Origin of the sequence: Neisseria musculi, assembly GCF_014297595.2 — a bacterium.
GTDB classification, from domain to species: domain Bacteria; phylum Pseudomonadota; class Gammaproteobacteria; order Burkholderiales; family Neisseriaceae; genus Neisseria; species Neisseria musculi.
The window spans coordinates 1,766,348-1,784,516 of sequence record NZ_CP060414.2; the positions used below are offsets into that span (position 1 = coordinate 1,766,348).

The window sequence follows — 18,169 nt, forward strand, 5'->3', positions numbered from 1 at the left end:
AGCCCCTTGTTATTTGTTGGTTTGAGCGGCGTTATTGTCTGCACTGCTGCTCAACGGTAGTTCTGCTTTTCGGTAAGTCCAGTTGCCGTAGGTATCTTCTACAAGCTCTGTAATCGTAATCAGGTCGGCTGTGATGCTTTGAATCCGACCGTGGTTTTGGCCGATGTAGTTGCCGGGTTGTACGGTATAAACATGGCCGTCGGCCTCCACATAACCGGTAACCCGGTTTCCTTTGCTTAAAGTGCCTACATATTTCAGCGTTTCCAAGCTAAAGTTTTCCAACACTTCTTTCGGACGGCTGGCATTCGGTGCGTTAGCCCCTTGTTGCGCGGCATTCAAACGCTTGCTGTCGAAAGCATTCAGGCCGCTGTGGTTAGGCGGTGTATAGGTTTTGGCCTGGCTGACTGAAGGCGCTTCAAAGGGAATCACTTTCAATTTGGATTGCTGGCGGGTTTCGTTCATCCATTGGTTCAAATCTTCGTGAGCCGGGGTGCAGGCGGATAACGCCAATATGCCTGCGAGCAGTATTTTGTTTTTCATGATGGTTCTCTCAGGAGTTATTGGGGTTTCTGTGCTTCGCTGGCTGCTTTGGCTGCTTCAAGCTCGGCTGCCACTTCTTCGGCAGGGCGAGCTTTATAAGTATTGGCCGTGGCACTCAGGGTCAGCAGGTTGCTTTTGTCGTCTTTATTGCTGATTTTTAATGACTCCAAAGTAATAATCCGCGAAAGAGTGCCGACATCTCGAGCAAATTGGCTGATTTGGCTGTATTTTCCGGTGATGGCGATTTCATACGGCAAAACCTGGATAGGCCCGTCATTAACCGAGGCTCCGGGGGCAACGCTGTCCATACGCAGCCCGTTGGTGGCGCCTGCCTGATGAAGCTCCTGAATCAGATTGGGAATTTCGGCATCGGTGGGCAATTGCTTAAGCAAAACGTTGAACGATGAGCGGATGGCATCCAATTCAGCTTTCAGGTTATCCAAGTTTGCCGCTTCGATACTTTTTTTAGTGTAGGTTTCTTTCAACTCGATTTCTTTGGCGCTGGCAGCGTCCAAAGCTTCCAATTGAGAACGGAAAAGGGCAACGTAGCCCAAAACCAAAACACCTGCGACCACCAAACCTGCCAAAGCCAGCTTGCTAGGCATATTCAGCAAATGGAGCGTTTTAATGTCTAGGTTTTTAAGTGAGTTTGCAGCCATGTTTTATTTCCCTTGTGCGGCGGTTTCGGCTTGGGCGGGAGCCTGGCCGTTTGCTGCCGATAATGTGTAATAAGCTTGGTTTAAAAGTACTTTCAATGTAAATTCTTGTGCGTTATCCACTTTTTTGATGTTTAGCAGCTCCGGTTGCATGAAGATGCCCGTACTGGGGATGGAACGCATAAACATGGCGATTTTGTTGTCGCTGGTGGCTTTGCCGCTGACAGTATAGGTAGTCGGATTCTCGGCATTAATGGCTGTCAGGTAAGTGCCTTCGGGAATCAATACATTGAGCGTGTCAATAATATAGGCCGCCTGAAACCTTTTTTCCTGAAGCTCTTCTACCTTTTGCTTTCTGGCAAGAAAATCTTCTTTCTCTTTTTGCAGCTTGTTGATTTCAAGCAAGTCTTCTTCCAACTTGGTAATCTGCCGGCTTAAGAATTCATTACGCTCTTCCTGGCTGCTCACGGCGTTGCCGATACCTAAATAAGTAAGTGCCGACAAACCGATACCTGCCAACAAGGCAAACAGCATCAGCGTTTTAAACTGTTGCTTTTTCTTTTGCTGAATCTCTTCACGATAAGGAAGAAGATTAATCTTGGTTAATTCAATCATGTTACAGTCCCCTTAATGCCAAGCCAAAGGCCAGTGTTAAAGTCGGTGCATCTATTTGTAGTTGTGGGATATCTACTTTACTGCTGTTATTTGCATACAGAATCGGGTGCACACATTCGGTGGCAGTATTGGTATGCGAGAAAATGGTTTCAGCCAAGCCTGGTTGCTGTGATGCGGTGCCGGTAAGCAGGATGTGTTTTACGTTGGAATATTGTTCGCTCGATTGCGTAGCATAGTAAAACTGCAATACCCGTTGTATTTCTTGAGCCACTTGGATATTGAAGCGGTCGGCAACAGCACTTTGGTAATCAGAGGGCTTGGCAGAGGCATTCATCATTTGGGCGGCTTTTTCTTCGGTAACCTGATAAGTGCGCTGAATGAGCTGGTTGAGCTGTTCTGTGCTCACCGGCGTTTCCTGCCGGTAAAGAATTTGGCCGTTTTGGGCGATCACCGCGTACATTTGGGTGGCATGAATGCCGAAAACAGCAATTTTTTCATGCTCGAGCTCGGGAGCATGCTGGTTAATCCAAAAAGAAAAGGCATTGTTTTGCGCGAATAAGTCAATATCCATGGCCGCAAGCGGCAAATCTGCACTCTCAAAGGCTTCGATGCGCGGCTCTATGTCGTCTTTACGGGCAGCGGTCAGCAAAACACGTTGCCCTGCAGGTATAACGGAAGTGCCGACTGTTTGATAATCGAAGTTCATTTCTTCAATAGGCGCAACTTGGGAAACTTCGAACTCCGCAAAACCGTCCAAATCCAAATCGGTTTCTTTCGCGTTATAAACAACGTTTTCAATGGTAGCCAAGCTCTGTGGCAAAGCTGCAACAAAGTTCTTGGCAGAAGCGTGAAGCTGCGCATAGGAATGTTGCAGATATGTAACAAGCTGTTCGTAGTCTTGTATTTTATTGCCCTTGATAATATTTTTAGGCAGCTTGGTGATAACGTATTTTTCCAACTGGATTTGGTTTAAACTACGCCCTGATAATTGCACCATCTTGATGGCGTGTTGGCCGATATCGATACCGACCGCTGAGCGGTGGCTGAGGTTGGATGACGTTTTACTATTTGTATTCTTTTGTTTTTTTGCTAATTGCATGATGTAACGTCCCTGTTATGTGGAGTGAGTAACAGTTGTATCTTCCGTAACGGATTTCATACGGGTTTACAAAAACATAACCTTGTATTGATGAATCTTTACCTATTTTACTTGATTTGATGCTTTTAATGGTAACTTTATTAATTAGTCATGATTAAAAAAATTATAACGACCTGTATAGGTTTGATTTTGGGCTTGGTTTTGTTTGTTGTAGGTTTGGTTGCAATAGCTATTTTGGTTACCTACCCCAAACTGCCTTCATTAGATGCCGTACAACACTACCAACCCAAAATGCCGCTGACGGTTTATTCTTCCGATGGCGAGGTTATCGGTGTTTATGGCGAGGAAAGGCGGTCTTTCACCAGAATCGGCGATTTTCCGCAGGTGTTGAAAAACGCTGTGGTCGCCGCCGAAGACAAACGTTTTTATGACCACTGGGGCGTGGACGTTATCGGCGTGATGCGCGCGGCGGTAGGAAATCTGACCGGCGGTGTGCAGTCGGGGGCAAGCACCATCACCCAGCAGGTGGCACGCAATTTTTATCTGAGCAACGAGCGTACCTTCACCCGTAAATTCAACGAAGCGTTGCTTGCTTATAAAATCGAGCAGTCATTAAGCAAAGATCAGATTCTCGAGCTTTATTTCAACCAAATTTATCTGGGGCAGCGCGCCTATGGTTTCGCGGCCGCTTCACAAATTTATTTCAATAAAGATGTCAAAGATTTAACCTTGGCCGAGGCCACAATTTTAGCCGGCTTGCCGAAGGCTCCGTCAACATTCAATCCGATTGTCAATCCTGAGCGTGCCCAATTGCGCCAGAAATATATTCTCAACAATATGGTTGGGGAAAAGATGATTACACCGCAGGAACGCGATGCGGCTTTGGCAGAAGAGCTGCACTACAAGCGTTATGTGCAGAAAATCAACCAAAACGCCTTGTATGTGGCTGAAATGGTCCGCCAAGAGTTATACGACAAATATGGCGAAGAAGCTTATACACAAGGTTTCAGGGTATATACCACGGTAAACTCCGCCAATCAGCGCGCAGCAACCGAAGCATTGCGCAAAACTTTGCGCGGTTTCGACCGCGGCAGCAGCTACCGCGGTGCGGAACATTATTTGGACCTGAGTAAAACCGATGATGCCGAAGAAACAGCGGGGCAATATCTGTCAACGCTTTACACGGTTGACGGCATGATGCCGGCAGTAGTGCTTGAAGCTTCCCGAAAAGGAGTGAAAATCCAACTGCCCAACGGCAAGCAACCCACATTAGACACGGCCGCGCTCGGTTTTGCGGTCAAGGCCGTAAACAACAAGAAAATGGGCGATGCGCAAATACGCCGCGGTGCAGTGATCAGGGTGAAGCAAAACGGCAAACGCTGGTCGGTGGGGCAGGAACCCCTGCTGCAGGGTGCCTTGGTGTCGCTCGAAGCCAAAACCGGAGCCGTCCGCGCGCTGGTAGGCGGTTACGATTTCCACAGCAGAGCGTTTAACCGCGCCACACAAGCACAGCGCCAGCCCGGGTCGTCTTTCAAACCTTTTGTTTACTCGGCAGGCCTGGCCAAAGGCATGACCATGGCCACCTCCATCAACGATGCGCCGATCAACCTGCCGGGGCAGGGTAAAAACGGCACGGTTTGGAGCCCGAAAAATTCAGACGGCCGTTACGCCGGCTTTATCACTCTGCGCCAAGCCCTAACCGCCTCGAAAAATATGGTTTCTATCCGTATTCTGATGTCTATCGGCGTGGGCTATGCGCAAGAATACATCCAACGCTTCGGCTTCAGGCCGTCTGAAATACCCGCAGGGCTTTCGATGGCATTGGGCACGGGCGAAACCACGCCGATCAAAATGGCTGAGGGCTATACCGTATTTGCCAACGGCGGGTATAAAGTGTCTTCTTATGTTATCGACCGGATTTACGATGGACAAGGCCGTCTGCGCGCCCAGATGCAGCCGCTGGAAGCCGGACGCAATGCCCCTCAGACGATTGATCCGCGCAACGCCTTTATCATGTATAAAATGATGCAGGACGTTGTGCGTTCGGGCACCGCCGCCGGAGCCAGGGCATTGGGCCGTTCGGATATTGCCGGCAAAACCGGCACCACCAACGACAACAAAGACGCATGGTTTGTGGGCTTCAACCCCGATATAGTAACAGCGGTATATATCGGTTACGACAAACCGCGCAGCATGGGCAATGCGGGCTACGGCGGCAGAATCGCCCTACCCGTGTGGGTGGAATATATGCGTTTCGCGCTCAAAGGCGTGCCTGCTGTCGGCATGAAGGCTCCCGACGGCCTGGTTGCCCGCGGCGGCGACTTCTTCTTGAAAGAACGCCAAACTACCAACCCCGACCTGCCGTTGGATAACCGTTCGAGCCGCCCCGTGCGCAGTGACGAACGCGACACCGAGGTGGGCGAAGGCAGACAACGCCCCTCTGCGCCGCAATACCGCCCGATAGAAACTCCGGTGGAGCCCTTAAACAGAGAAAGCGGAGAACGGGGCGAAAGCGGTGCCGACCAAGCTCCCGCAAGGCCGCCGGCACAGTCTTCACAGTTGGATAACTTATTCTGAAAAACCATCAAACCAAGGCCGTCTGAAAAGTTTCAGACGGCCTTTTTCAGACGACTCCGATGATTCCCCCGCCAATTCCGCCTACATTAATCATATTTACAAAACCGATATAGCGAATCCCCCTTCATTTCCCGTGCCGGACGCAAACCTCAAACCATGCGTAACAGGCTCTGTGCTTGGGCGGCCGGCCAAAACCTCCTCCTTTGCGCCGAGGTGCGGCAACGCCGCAACAAAAATAAAGCGAATCCGCCACCGCCCGCAGCTGCCGTTCAGACGGCTGGCATAATTGCAAAAACGCCCGCTTACCGGGCCGCCCGGCCAAGCAGGATGCCGGGAGGAAATTCACAGGCGGCAGATTTTAAACCGGGCCGTCTGAAAGCCTGTTTTCAATGCTTCTGCAAATAGCATTGAGATTCACAGCGTATTGGAATAATATTAGCCGCTAAACAGCCGATATACCATTACATCAGAAAAACAACGGAGAACCGTCATGCCCCACCCCTCGAAACACGCATCTATGAACATCAGCCTGATTCAGGCGCGTGAAGCCCTGATGACGCAGTTCCGCCCCATTCTGCACAACGCCGGCCTAACCGACCAACAATGGCGCATCATCCGCCTTTTGGCCGAAAACGGTACTTTGGATTTCCAAGATTTAGCCAACCAAGCCTGCATCCTGCGCCCCAGCCTCACCGGTATTCTCACCCGTCTTGAAAAAGCCGGACTGCTGGTGCGCCTGAAACCTTCCAACGACCAACGCCGCGTTTATCTGAAACTCACCGCCGAAGGCGGGCAGCTTTACCATTCGCTCGGTGCCGAAGTCGATAAGTGCTACGACCGCATCGAAACCGTGTTTTCAAAAGAAAAAATGCGGCAACTGCAAAGCCTTTTGACCGAACTCTCCCGCATCAGCGGGCATCTCGACCAACCATAATCCCACCCATGACCGACACACACACCGCAACACACCCCCTGCAACAGCCCTTTCGCGATGCTATGGCCTCATTCGCCGCCGGCGTTCACGTTATCACCACAGACGGCAACGCGGGGCGCTACGGCATCACCATGACCGCTGTCGCCCCCATCACCGACCAGCCGCCCACCATGCTGCTGTGCATTAACCGCCAATCGGCCATCATTCCCATACTTTCCGCCAACAACCACTTGTGTATCAATGTGCTATCTGCCGGCCAGCAAGACATCGCCGAACACTTCGCCGGCCTTACCCCGCTGTCGCCCGAAGAACGCTTCAAATACCATATCTGGCACCGCGGCCAAACCGGCCAACTGCAGGTGGAAGGCGCGCCCGCCCACCTGCACGGCAAAATCACCGCCCGGCACGAAATCGGCACCCATCATGTGTTTTACGTGGAAATCAACGAAATCAAAATAAGCAACACCACCGAACCGGTGCTGGTTTACCTCCGCAGAAACTTCAACAGCCTGAAATAAAGCAAGGCCGTCTGAAAAAATGTTTTCAGACGGCCTTATGGCAATTTCCCTATTCTGCCGAATGCTGCGCCTTATGCTGCAAAGCTTCCATATCAATAACCCTGTCGGCCGACTCTATCGTTTCCTTGCGGTGCGCCACCATGATTTTGGTGATATTCAGAAACTTCAAATTGTTATTAATCGCCTGCTCGTTTTCCATATCTAGATGGCTGGTTGCTTCGTCGAGAAACAGGATTTTCGGCTCGCGGTAAAGTGCCCGCGCCAGAATAATCCGCTGCTTCTGCCCGCCCGATAGGGCGTTGCCCATGTCGCCGATCAGGGTTTCGTAACCCATCGGCATCTGCATGATGTCTTCGTGTATCATCGCCATCGCCGCGCATTGCACGATTTTCTGCTGGTCGGGCGTTTCGTCGAAAAAGCAGATGTTTTCGCTGATGGAGCCGGCAAACAATACGTCATCCTGCGTTACGGTGCCGCTCAGGCCGCGGATAAAGCGCGGTGAAAGTTGGTGGATGTCGTGGCCGTTAACCAGCACTTTGCCGGATTCGGGCGTAAGGTTGCCGATTAAGATATTCATCAGCGTGGTTTTGCCGCAACCCGAACTGCCGATAAACGCCAGCGATTCGCCTTGTTTGATATTCAGACTGATGTTTTTCAAAATATACGGCTCGGTTTCGGAATAGCGGAATGATACATCGTCTACCACAATATCGATATCGCCTTCGATCTCGGGGATATAGATTTCCTTGGTTTTTTCCGTTTCGGTTTCGGTAAGCACAATGTCGGCCAAACGCTCGGCATGCAGGCTGAGCATGCGGATTTTGATGTATTGGTCGACCAACTCGCCCACGCGGGTTTCAAATTGGTTTTTATACGCCCAGAAAGCGGTCAGCGCACCAACGGTAAAGCCGCCGTCCAAGATTTTATCTGCGCCTAGGTAAACAATCAGAATACCTTCCACTCCAAATAAAAGCTTGTTGGCGAAATCGAAGATGTTGGTCAGCTTTTGTTTGGTTAAATCGGTATTCACCGTATCGACAAACAGGGTCATCCAAGAGCTGTGCCGCTGTTCGTTTTTTTCAAACAGCTTCACCGTGTGGATGCCACGCACTGTTTCCATAAAATAAGTGTTCTGCTTGGCATCGTGCACAATGTTTTCTTCGGTGGCGTTGCGCAACGGATAGTAAGCGGCAATGCGGATAATGATGTATAAAACCAAAGCGATTAACACCACCGCGGTCAGCAGCCAACTGTAATAAAACATCAACACCAGCGTAAATACCGCCATAATGCCGCTCAACACGCTTTTGAAGGCGGTTGAGGTTAGAGTTTCCTGAATATTATCGATGGCCCCGAAACGGGAAATCACATCGCCCAAATGGCGCTTGGTGAAATAATCGGCAGGCAATTCCAGCAATCTTTTGAATATATTAGCTTTCCACTGCACATTCAGGGTGGTGGTCAGATGCATGTTTACCCATGCCTGCAACAGGCCGGTAAGCTGTTCCAGTATTTTGAGAAGACCGAAGCCCAACGCCAGCGTTATCAGCAAGTTTCTATCGGCGGTAACGATCACATGGTCGATTACCCACTGCATCAGAAACGGGCTGGCCAAGCCGAAAATTTCCAGCGCAAATGCCAACAGCAACACCTGCGCCAGCGAGCGCTTGATACCGGTAACACCCTTCAATAAAGTGAGGATTTTGATTTTCTGTTTGTCTTCTTTGGCCTCGAAATGCGTGTTCGGCCACAACTCCAGCGCAATACCGGTAAACTTCTGCGATACCTCTTCCTGCTTGATTTTACGCATCCCCACAGCGGGATCCATAATCATAATGCCGTCTTTAACCACCTCTTTCAGCACCACAAAATGGTTTAAGTCCCAGTGCAGGATACAGGGCGTACGCAAATTGGGCAGATCATCCAAATCCAGGCGCAGGGCGCGCGAAGTCAGGTTCAAATCATTGGCGAAACGCACGATGTCGGCCAGTGTCAGCCCTTTTTGCGACAAAGAATATTTCTGCCGCATCGTGCGCAAATCGCTATGGTAGCCGTGATAGCCGGCAATCGCAGTCAAGCAGGCCAAGCCGCATTCGGCGATTTCGGTCTGCAAAACAATCGGCAGTTTTTTGCTGAAACCGAAAGACAAACGTTCTACATAACTCATCGCGTCAATTTCCCCGTGATACTGTAAAGCGGGTCGAGCACCCATTCATAAAGCTTTTTACGCTCGTGCAGAATATCGGCCTCGGCCACCATACCGATTTGCAGCGGCTTTTCTTGGCCGTACACCTTTACCGTTTGTTTTGCCAATTTTACCCTCACCAAATACACCGGCTCGTTTGCCTGCGCCTGTATCACCTGGTTTTCACTGTCGGCAGACACGCCGCCCAAACTGGCCAGCTCCTGCTTGCCCAAAGCCGTTTTCGCAATCGAAATAATCTTGCCCTCTGCATGGCCGAACTTTTGGTAAGGATAAGCCTGATAGCGCAGCACCACCCTATCGTTGGGATTGATAAACCCCGCAGCCCGGCTCGGCACATACAGGTTCGCCACCAACTCGGTTTTACCCGGCACAATACTCATCAACAATTGTGAAGGGCTAACCTGCTGCCCCACTTCCACATTGGAAGTGCTCACATAACCCGACTTGCTGGCATGAATCGTCTGCTCCTGCTGCAAATCCAGATTCAACCCTTCCTGAGTGATTTCCGATACCGTACGGTTAAGCTGGCTAAGCTCCGTTTTCTGTTTGTCCGGTAAATCCGCCAGCGTCTGCCTTTGCGTATTCAATTCGCGCAACACGCCCGCCTCTTCCCGCTTGAGCGCATCCAACTGCGATTCCTGATTCAAATGCTCGTTTTCATATTCGATCATCTGCTGCTCGGAAATAAAGCCCTTTTTCAGCAAAGGCCGGTATTTTCCGATAATCTGCGCCGCCAGCTCCACCCGCTTGGCCTGCCCTTTAATCTGGCTGCGCACATCGGCCAACTGGCTCTCCAACCTCGCCACCGCATCGGTTAACGAGCGTGCCTCACCCTGCTGCACCTTTTTCTGCCGCTCGATTTCCTGCAACAGCATATCCTTCTTCATTTCCGCCTCTTTAACCAATCTGGCGCGCACATCTCCGCCGCCGCTGTATCTCGGCATAGAAACCGTCAGCAACTCGTCTCCCTGCTTTACATAATCGCCGTCATTAACCTTTTTGGTCGTTACCACACCCGTATCCGGCGCATACACCCGCACCATCCCCGACACAGGCAAAAGCTGCCCCTCCACCGTGGTTTTGCGCGTATAGCTGCCGAAAAAAGCGAAAATAATCAACACAAACGCCCCTGCCGCCGCGCAGCCCGTTAAAAACACAAAAGAAAACGGCCGCGACAACACCACATGCCCCGTCCACTTATTCTTCTTCGCCTCGAAAATTTCGGGGCGGAAAAAACTGTTGTTTTCAGCCATTTGCAATACCCGAAAGCCTAATAATCGAAAACTTGAAAAACCAAACAAGGTTCAGACCGAAAAAAATGGGCATTGGTTCAAATTAATTTTTAAATAAGAAAAAGCATATGAAAAACGGAAAATCAAAGCAACAAAACTATACCTTATAAAAATATTTCACTCATCACAAACCGCCTGCCGGAGAGGCAGATACATGAAGGCCGTCTGAAAAGTTTTCAGACGGCCTCCGATAACGTAGGGTGTGCGGCAAAGCCGCGTACGCGACATTACCAAGGTTCAAAACAGTGTGTACGCGCCCGAGGGCACACACCTACGCTTGCTTACTAAACTTGCTTAATACATATATGTCTTAACCAAGCCAACGTGCAAGGCCATAACCAGCAGCAAAGCCAGCGCCACCACCTGCAATTATTCCTCCCACAATTGCAACAGCAGGAACAACTCCACCAGAAATATTTTTAAATCAATATTTTACAGCTCATACGCATTTTTGAAATTTGTTACACTTGAAGTCATAATATAATTCCTTTATCAAAATTTGAGTTACTTTAGACTATTCAATCCTACAACAATTCCAGCTAAGAAGCCTACAATAATTGCAACGCCTATAGCTATTGAAGCTCTATATTCATAACATTCTTTAATAAAATTAGATTTAGGCATAACATAGACCCAAAAAATAGAACTAATATACTAAAATTGAAATTTTAGCATTTATTCAGATTATCCCTTGGTTCTATTTACATGGTTCAACCCAACGGAAATACCACCTGCAAATTCAGCAGCAGCACCCCACAAGGCCCAAATAGCAACAGGAATGACACCACCTGTTACTTTATCCAACTCAAAGTGATTCAACTCTTTCATAATCATACTCCTAATATAAAGTTAAAGTTTAAACAAGCTCTCAATTATTTTTGAGAACTTGCCTATTTGACTCCGTAATTTAAAATTTGTTCTACTTTTATTTATTTTTTTTGCAAATTTTATTTATTTATTGTTTACTGATATGTCAAATTAAATTAGATATTTCAAATAGTTAATATATAAATTTAATAATATGGATTTATATCCGGTTATAAAATATACAGGCCGTCTGAAAAGGTTTTCAGACGGCCTGTACAGTTAGAAACAAAGAGAAGGCTACCAAGGCCAGCGTATTTTGGGAACACACCCGCCTTCCCCAATTCCGCCTGCTGCCTTTACCAGATCTTTTCTACTGATTTCTCTCATTTAAATGCTCCTTTCAATTCTTTGAAAATGCTGTTTGGGCAAATATTTTGCCAAGCCCGAAATTTCTCTTACCGGCTCCAAGCAAATCTTTTCCATTTCCAAAAACCCGGGGGAGGAAGGGGAAGAAAGCGGCCTCCTGATACTTGGTTCAATTCATTTTGATTCAATATTTTCATGTCGATACTCCTAAATAAAGACTGTGAAAGAAATATTAAAAATTGCTGCTCTAACAGTAACAATACACTAACAATAGCAGCGGCTATTTCAAATAGAAAAATTTATTTGCTTTAAGGATAAACTCCCTTGGCCGATGCTATCTTAACCACCATGGGAAAATCAGATTTTGCTTCTGCAAACGCAAAATGTTCTCCCATGAAAAGAGATTGGTTCCGCCGGTTACATTCTTGAGCTCTCTCACATTCAACTCTTTAATAAATAGCCTCTTTTCTAAAATAAATTAAATTATCAATACCGCGAATGCTTAAACGCCAAAGTAGTGATATTGCTGCCTCCGGTGGGTGTGGAAAGCTTTACTTTACCGCTCAGCAAATCCTGCCTGTTCGGACTGTCTACTACATTGCCGTCGGCGATGCTGCGGAAAAACACCACTCCGCCGCCCGATATGTAACATTCTTCGGATTTTTTCAATTCCTTCATTATCAAACTCCTTTCCATCTGCTTGAATATGAAGCCGCCTACATCTAAATAACATAGTTTCAAACAGTCTCTAAATTTATCAATACCTACATCAATTCCGGCCTGGGAATCGGTCTTGGCAAAGGAATTTCCCGCCCCGGGGGAATACGCGGGTTTCTGATAATAATCGGCAGTTTGTCCAGCCAATCTAATAATGATGGCGGATAGGATAGGGAAACCAATCCGCCTGCAACTTGGCTGATTTCATCATTTCGAATAAGCTCTTTCATCATAATCTCCTTCTAGTTAGTTAAATATCCAAACCGGATTTGCCAATTTAATTGTTTCATCACAAACACTCTCCAAAAAACGGCCTTGTTTGTTATGGTGCAGGTTTTGAATACCGCCCGTGAAGTTTGGCTGAAAACAAAGTAAACACAGCAGAAACAGCAATCGTTGCAAACAACGAGCAAAACGGAACGGCAAAACGCCCCATAGCTGCAACAGAGTCAATTTCAAAATAAGCGGTAAAATGTCGGCATAATAAAAACCATACCGATAAAAATAAAAAAGATCGCCATAGATATTTTGTGCAAACGAATTGGCGGGAGCCGGCATTTTCCATAAAAATTCATGGGATAAACTCTTGTTACCAAGCCGGCAATCAGCTTCCGTTCTACAACGGAAGCTGATCTCTTTTTGGCTTACCAGTCGTTCCAACCAGCAACAAAACCTCCGATGGCACCTAGGGCTCCGAAGCCTATACCACCTACTGTTGCACCTACGCCTGCGCCTGCGGGTCCGCCGGTAAAAAAGCCTATTGCTCCTCCGCCGGCTGCGCCAACAGCAGCTCCCGCACCAGCACCGTTAGCCGCACTACCGATTGCATCTGTCCATCTGCCGCCACCTGAAACAATATCAAGCTCAGACAAAGATAATTCATGCATATTGTTTAAAGTTAATGTTGGCATTTCAAACCTCCTATAATTGACTACAATTTAAATTGACTACAATTTAAGATAATGACAGATAGCCCAATATGAAAAGAAACTAAATCCTAAGAATGTCAGAAACGATACTGAAAAAACTACCGTGCTTTTCCATGCAAACCCATCGGTAAAAGACTCATAAAGCCAGGCTAACGGTGTTGCTACGGTAAAGGCAATAAAAAGATACATACATACCAAGAGAATGGTTTTAGTCATAATCGTTCCCATCCATAAGCAAGTCAACGCAGAATGTAAGACACAGCCGTACACGCGGTATCAGGATTCAGATATTGTGGCGTACCCTATAATCACACATCCTATCGTTTATCAAATCAATTATTACGTACAGCATCACGGGCGTTTTTCCAAGCATCGCTCAGATTGTTACCAGCTTCTGAAAAACCGTTGCCGATTTCTCCCCAAAAGTCTTTCCAGTCTTTGCGGAAATCATCAAAGTTGTAACCGCCGGCTACTTGTTCCATTTCATGTTGGTTCAGCTTTTTCATAATCATCTCCTTAAAAATAAAGTATTAAAAATCAAAAAACAGGCAACCCGTTAATCAGATGCCTTGGTTTGTATGATGATTTTTGTTTGACTTTGTTCGTTAGATTTTTTTAGTTTCTGCAAAAAGAAAATCAATTAATTTACATGTCGAAGAAATAATAAAAATACAACAGAATATATAATCAACAATGATTTATAGTTTAAATCACAGCATGACGGGCGATACGACATGCGGGCAATCCCATGTAAATGTAAAACCGAAAACTTGTAAATTATTTTCTAAAAAATATATTTTTTATTAAATTTGAACTGAGTTACATATTCAATCCTTCGTATTACATTTAGATTACCCGAAAAAATTGAACTATTTCGAGAGAAAATGCTCTAAAATATTTGCTCGTATTCCATAATCATTAATTCCTATGCCGAAATTAAAACCCCTGCCGTTGATTTTTTCGCTTGCGTTTATCGCACCTGTTGCCAACGCTTTTACACTGCTGGATGCCTGGCGGGCCGCTCTGGATTATTCCGCCGATTATTCCGCTGCCAAACACGAGCGCGATGCGGAATCGGAGAAGAAAAATCAGGCACGGGCAGCGCTTCTGCCGCAAGTTAATGCCAATGCAAGCTACCAACGACAGCCCTATTCTCTTTCGTCCACAACCAAAAGCTACGGCTGGAACGTGCAAGCCACGCAGGTTTTGTTCGATAGAACGCGCTTTGCTCAATATAAGCAAGGCAAGATTGCTGCCGAAATGGCAGATTCACGCTTAGACGGCAAGGAAGACCAATTGAGAATGGATGTGGCGAAAGCCTATTTCGATATTTTGCTGAATAAAGACAAACTCGCGGCCATCAATGATGAAAAAGCTGCTTATGCCCGCCAGCTTGAGCGGGCGCAGGAAATGTTTAAACAAGGTGCAGCCACCATTTTGGATACCCATGAGGCCAAATCAGGATACGATGCGGCTCTGGCAAAAGAAATCGATACCATGACCCAATTGCAAGTGGCTGAAAACACTTTGACCAATCTCACCGGCTTGGATCCCGGCTCAATCAGCCCGGTGAAAAACGATAAGGCTTTATTCGATTTGATCGGCGAAACGCAAGAGCAGGAATGGCAGGCTTTGGCCGAACTGCACAATCCAGAATGGCAGTTGCAGCGCAAAACGCTGGACGATGCAACCCAAGCGTTAAAGGCCGCCAAAGGCAGCCGCCTGCCCACACTAACTGTTAACGGTGGTTATCAAGACAACTACAACACTTACCGCACCCAAGATTATTTCGGTAACAACTTTGATGTAGACTACCGCAGCAAAGGCGGTATGCTTAATGTACAACTGAGCGTGCCGCTATTTAGCGGCGGTAAAATTTCCAGCCAGATTCGCGAAGCCGCCTCACGGGAAATGCAGAATAAAGACCTGCTCACCGCCACCGAACGCAAAATACGGTTAGCAGTAAGGCAGGCTTATCAAACCACCCGCAGCAGTAAAATCCAAACGCTTGCCCAACAACGCCTTTTGGAAACCAACCGCGCCAAACTGGAAGCCACCCAACTGGGACGGCAGGTAGGAGTTCGTAACAATTTGGAAGAAACCCAAGCACAGCAGGAAAAAGCCGATGCAGAACAGAAACTTGCCGAAGCCAAATACACCTATATCCAGGCTTATTTGCAATTGCTGCAAAACGCCGGAGTGTTGGGGGACGAAGAGAAAATAAGCAAAGTAGGCACAATGCTGTTTTAAATTTAAAAGTTATAATCTTAACTATTACCCATCTTTCCATTTATTTTCAGGCAGACTTATGAATATAAATACAACTCTTGTCTTTTTGCCTGCAAAACCGAAAAAACCTTACAAACTATGCGGCAAGAGTGTGTTTACGCTACAATCGCTCCAACCACCACCAGCCGTGCAACGCATATGAAATGCCCTTTTTGCCACCACTCCAACACCCAGGTTACCGACTCGCGGCTTTTAGAGGAAAGCAACAGCATCCGCCGCCGCCGCCGCTGCCCTGCCTGCGGTCAGCGCTTCGGCACCTTCGAAACCATCGAAATGCGTATGCCGCAAATCATCAAAAGCACCGGCAGCCGCGTGCCGTTCAACCCCCACAAACTGCGCACCAGCCTGGAGCGCGCGCTGCACAAACGCCCGATAGACGATGAAACCATAGACGACACCGTCGCCCTTATCGAACAGCGTCTTTACCGCCTGGGCCATAAAGAAGTGTCTTCGCAACTGGTGGGCGAAATGGCGATGGAAGAATTGGCAAAAATCGACCAAGTGGCCTATGTGCGCTTTGCCTCGGTGTATAAAAGTTTCAACGACGTGTCGGAATTCACCCAGGCCATCGCCACCCTGCCCCAAGAGAGTGCAGGCAAGCGTTAAGCCTTTAAGTTTGATATACTGCCAACCGTTTTTTTACCCCACTTACGGAACCTGATTTGATGAAACCCTATGCTTTTGCTTTGGCTGCCGCCGCCCTGTTGGGGTTATGCGCCTGCGGTCAAAAAGCCGAAACTTCCGTGCCTGCCGACAGCGCGCAGGTATCCGCAGCCTCCGATGCCGATGCCGTGCAAACCCTCACCGGCAGCGATGGCAAAATCAGCATCGTGATTCAGGGCAGCCATTTTGCCGATGCCTCGGGCGGCGATCTGCCCAATGGCGTTGATACCGGAGAACTCACGCTGCTGCAGCGCGATGAATCCAGCGGCATCACGATTTATGTTGCCAATCTCGGCACCCCCAAAACCGATGCCGCAACCTACTTCGCCAACCTGAAAGCCGCACTTCATGCCGACAAATCTCTGAGCCAAGTGCAAACCGGCGCCGCCACCGACACGCGCATGAACTACCGCTTCACCCAAAACAGCGCCGATACGCAGTTGCACGAAAACTGCATCGCCATTTACGAAACTGCCGCCCTCTATAACGTGTGCGCTTTGAGCAACACCGCCGGCCGCGAAGATTTGGCCGCCGTGCTGAAAGAAGTGAATTTAACGAAATAACGCCATTTGAGCCGTCTGAAACCGCAAACGCAACGGCAAAACACTTCGACAAAATGTAGCACTGCCGCAAGAAAACCGTTTCGCAGATATACCGCCTGCTTTCAGACGGCCTGAGATTCCCCCCTTACAACCGAGGCCGTCTGAAAAATGTTTGACGCAAACGACACCGCCATGATGCACACCGCCCTTGCGCTTGCCCGCCAAGGGCGTTTTTCCACTTCGCCCAATCCGCGCGTGGGCTGCGTGGTGGCACACGGCACACAAATCGTGGGGCAGGGTTTCCATGTGCGCGCGGGCGAACCCCATGCCGAAGTGCACGCCCTACGCCAGGCCGGTGAAATGGCTCGCGGTGCCGCCGCCTATGTTACGCTGGAGCCCTGCAGCCACCACGGCCGCACCCCGCCCTGCGCCGAAGCACTAATTCAGGCAGGCGTAACACGCGTGGTCGCCGCCATGTCCGACCCTAATCCCCAAGTGGCAGGGCAAGGCTTGGCAAGGCTGCGCGAAGCAGGCATAGCAGTACAATGCGGCCTGCTCGAAACCGAAGCGCGCGCGCTCAACCGCGGCTTTCTTTCGCGTATCGAACGCGGCAGGCCGTTTGTTCGCCTCAAATGTGCGGCAAGCCTTGATGGCAAAACCGCGCTTTCAGACGGCCGCAGCCAATGGATTACCGGCCCCGAAGCCCGCGCCGATGTTCAGATATTGCGCGCCGAGAGCTGCGCCGTGATAACGGGGGCAGGCACTATTTTGGCGGATAATCCGCAATTGAATGTGCGCGCTTTCCCCACCCTGCGCCAGCCTGCCCGCGTGGTGCTCGACAGCCGTCTGAAAACCCCGCTCGAAAGCCGCGTGGTGCAGGACGGCGGCAGCCCCACCCTTATCGCCACTTTAAATAACCAACCGAAATCTTTACAAAAATACACAAACCACCAGCATCTGCAAATTCTAAGGCCATCTGAACTCAACGGGCGCATCAACCTCCACAGCCTGCTGGCTCTGCTGGCAGAGCGGGGGTTCGGCGAAGTGATGGTGGAGGCCGGCGCCACCCTGGCAGGCGCATTCATCGAAGCCGGCCTGATAGACGAAATCGTGTGCTACCAATCGCCCAAAATTTTGGGCGGGCAAGGTAAAGGTTTGTTTTCAATCAAAGAAAACCCACAGATGCTCGCCGCGCAGCCAAGCTGGAAAACCACGCTGCTGGAGCCTTGCGGCCAAGACATCAAATGGGTTTTGCAAAAATAACTTATTTTATTGTAAATATTCTGCAATATCACTCAAACTGCGCTTTTGCTGCCGAAGCGGCGAAAATTTTTGTAAACCCTGCCGGCTGCTTCAATCAGGCGGGCTGCCCGCAACCGAATCAAACGGCCCCTGCCTTTCCGAAGCAGTTTATCCTTT

The 18,169-nt window shown here is 48.7% G+C and carries 21 protein-coding genes; 7 read left to right on the forward strand and 14 right to left on the reverse strand.

Features of this window, described 5'->3' with window-relative positions:
- Positions 1–9: 9 nt before the first annotated feature.
- The 4 genes from H7A79_RS09235 to pilM are packed head-to-tail and all read right to left on the reverse strand — an operon-like array spanning position 10 to position 2,910.
- Positions 10–540 carry a pilus assembly protein PilP gene (locus tag H7A79_RS09235; RefSeq protein ID WP_187000052.1) on the reverse strand — a complete coding sequence of 177 codons (531 nt, stop codon included), beginning with the start codon at positions 538–540 and terminating at the stop codon, positions 10–12.
- A 17-nt stretch (positions 541–557) separates the two neighbouring features.
- Positions 558–1,199, reverse strand: a complete 642-nt coding sequence (locus H7A79_RS09240) for a type IV pilus inner membrane component PilO (protein WP_187000053.1) — start codon at positions 1,197–1,199, stop codon at positions 558–560.
- A 3-nt stretch (positions 1,200–1,202) separates the two neighbouring features.
- Positions 1,203–1,811: a PilN domain-containing protein gene (locus H7A79_RS09245; RefSeq protein ID WP_187000054.1), complete on the reverse strand. Its 609-nt coding sequence runs from the start codon at positions 1,809–1,811 to the stop codon at positions 1,203–1,205.
- A gap of 1 nt (position 1,812) precedes the next feature.
- Entirely contained in the window at positions 1,813–2,910 is a 1,098-nt protein-coding gene (gene pilM / locus H7A79_RS09250; protein ID WP_135034360.1) for a type IV pilus assembly protein PilM, read from the reverse strand.
- Positions 2,911–3,060: 150 nt separating this feature from the next.
- On the opposite strand from pilM, the gene H7A79_RS09255 reads away from it, so the two are divergent.
- The 3 genes from H7A79_RS09255 to hpaC all read left to right on the forward strand — a co-directional run bounded on the left by H7A79_RS09255 (position 3,061) and on the right by hpaC (position 6,939).
- Complete coding sequence (locus H7A79_RS09255; RefSeq protein ID WP_187000055.1) at positions 3,061–5,487, forward strand: penicillin-binding protein 1A; 2,427 nt, start codon at positions 3,061–3,063, stop codon at positions 5,485–5,487.
- A gap of 490 nt (positions 5,488–5,977) precedes the next feature.
- Positions 5,978–6,421, forward strand: a complete 444-nt coding sequence (gene hpaR / locus H7A79_RS09260) for a homoprotocatechuate degradation operon regulator HpaR (RefSeq protein ID WP_187000056.1) — start codon at positions 5,978–5,980, stop codon at positions 6,419–6,421.
- An 8-nt stretch (positions 6,422–6,429) separates the two neighbouring features.
- Complete coding sequence (gene hpaC, locus H7A79_RS09265; RefSeq protein WP_135034357.1) at positions 6,430–6,939, forward strand: 4-hydroxyphenylacetate 3-monooxygenase, reductase component; 510 nt, start codon at positions 6,430–6,432, stop codon at positions 6,937–6,939.
- Between the two features lie 49 nt (positions 6,940–6,988).
- On the opposite strand, the gene H7A79_RS09270 is transcribed toward hpaC, so the two are convergent.
- The 10 genes from H7A79_RS09270 to H7A79_RS09315 all read right to left on the reverse strand — a co-directional run bounded on the left by H7A79_RS09270 (position 6,989) and on the right by H7A79_RS09315 (position 13,762).
- Complete coding sequence (locus H7A79_RS09270; protein WP_187001677.1) at positions 6,989–9,106, reverse strand: peptidase domain-containing ABC transporter; 2,118 nt, start codon at positions 9,104–9,106, stop codon at positions 6,989–6,991.
- The gene (locus tag H7A79_RS09275) at positions 9,103–10,398 is read right to left on the reverse strand and encodes an HlyD family secretion protein (protein ID WP_187000057.1); all 1,296 of its coding nucleotides are present in this window, start codon (positions 10,396–10,398) and stop codon (positions 9,103–9,105) included. The genes H7A79_RS09270 and H7A79_RS09275 overlap by 4 nt, the downstream gene beginning before the upstream one ends.
- 349 nt (positions 10,399–10,747) lie before the next feature.
- On the reverse strand, positions 10,748–10,819 hold the full coding sequence (locus tag H7A79_RS09280) for a hypothetical protein (protein WP_246408141.1): 72 nt from the start codon (positions 10,817–10,819) through the stop codon (positions 10,748–10,750).
- 302 nt (positions 10,820–11,121) lie between these two features.
- Positions 11,122–11,265, reverse strand: a complete 144-nt coding sequence (locus H7A79_RS09285) for a class IIb bacteriocin, lactobin A/cerein 7B family (protein WP_214646373.1) — start codon at positions 11,263–11,265, stop codon at positions 11,122–11,124.
- Positions 11,266–11,699: 434 nt separating this feature from the next.
- Positions 11,700–11,807, reverse strand: coding sequence for a bacteriocin (locus H7A79_RS09290; RefSeq protein WP_187000059.1), 108 nt, complete (start codon positions 11,805–11,807; stop codon positions 11,700–11,702).
- Positions 11,808–12,096: 289 nt separating this feature from the next.
- Positions 12,097–12,288 carry a hypothetical protein gene (locus H7A79_RS09295; protein WP_187000060.1) on the reverse strand — a complete coding sequence of 64 codons (192 nt, stop codon included), beginning with the start codon at positions 12,286–12,288 and terminating at the stop codon, positions 12,097–12,099.
- Positions 12,289–12,374: 86 nt separating this feature from the next.
- Entirely contained in the window at positions 12,375–12,560 is a 186-nt protein-coding gene (locus H7A79_RS09300) for a hypothetical protein (protein WP_187000061.1), read from the reverse strand.
- Positions 12,561–12,573: 13 nt separating this feature from the next.
- Entirely contained in the window at positions 12,574–12,987 is a 414-nt protein-coding gene (locus tag H7A79_RS09305; RefSeq protein ID WP_187000062.1) for a hypothetical protein, read from the reverse strand.
- Positions 12,972–13,238: a Blp family class II bacteriocin gene (locus tag H7A79_RS09310; RefSeq protein WP_187000063.1), complete on the reverse strand. Its 267-nt coding sequence runs from the start codon at positions 13,236–13,238 to the stop codon at positions 12,972–12,974. Before H7A79_RS09310 ends, H7A79_RS09305 begins: the two co-directional genes overlap by 16 nt.
- A 350-nt stretch (positions 13,239–13,588) precedes the next feature.
- Positions 13,589–13,762: a hypothetical protein gene (locus tag H7A79_RS09315; protein ID WP_187000064.1), complete on the reverse strand. Its 174-nt coding sequence runs from the start codon at positions 13,760–13,762 to the stop codon at positions 13,589–13,591.
- 421 nt (positions 13,763–14,183) lie between these two features.
- On the opposite strand from H7A79_RS09315, the gene H7A79_RS09320 reads away from it, so the two are divergent.
- The 4 genes from H7A79_RS09320 to ribD all read left to right on the forward strand — a co-directional run bounded on the left by H7A79_RS09320 (position 14,184) and on the right by ribD (position 18,013).
- The gene (locus tag H7A79_RS09320) at positions 14,184–15,506 is read left to right on the forward strand and encodes a TolC family protein (RefSeq protein ID WP_187000065.1); all 1,323 of its coding nucleotides are present in this window, start codon (positions 14,184–14,186) and stop codon (positions 15,504–15,506) included.
- 177 nt (positions 15,507–15,683) lie between these two features.
- Complete coding sequence (gene nrdR / locus H7A79_RS09325; RefSeq protein ID WP_135034356.1) at positions 15,684–16,151, forward strand: transcriptional regulator NrdR; 468 nt, start codon at positions 15,684–15,686, stop codon at positions 16,149–16,151.
- A gap of 59 nt (positions 16,152–16,210) precedes the next feature.
- A complete protein-coding gene (locus H7A79_RS09330; protein WP_187000066.1) occupies positions 16,211–16,771 on the forward strand; it encodes a cytochrome C in 561 nt (186 codons plus the stop codon).
- A gap of 147 nt (positions 16,772–16,918) precedes the next feature.
- On the forward strand, positions 16,919–18,013 hold the full coding sequence (gene ribD, locus H7A79_RS09335; RefSeq protein ID WP_135034354.1) for a bifunctional diaminohydroxyphosphoribosylaminopyrimidine deaminase/5-amino-6-(5-phosphoribosylamino)uracil reductase RibD: 1,095 nt from the start codon (positions 16,919–16,921) through the stop codon (positions 18,011–18,013).
- The last annotated feature ends 156 nt before the right edge of the window (positions 18,014–18,169 follow it).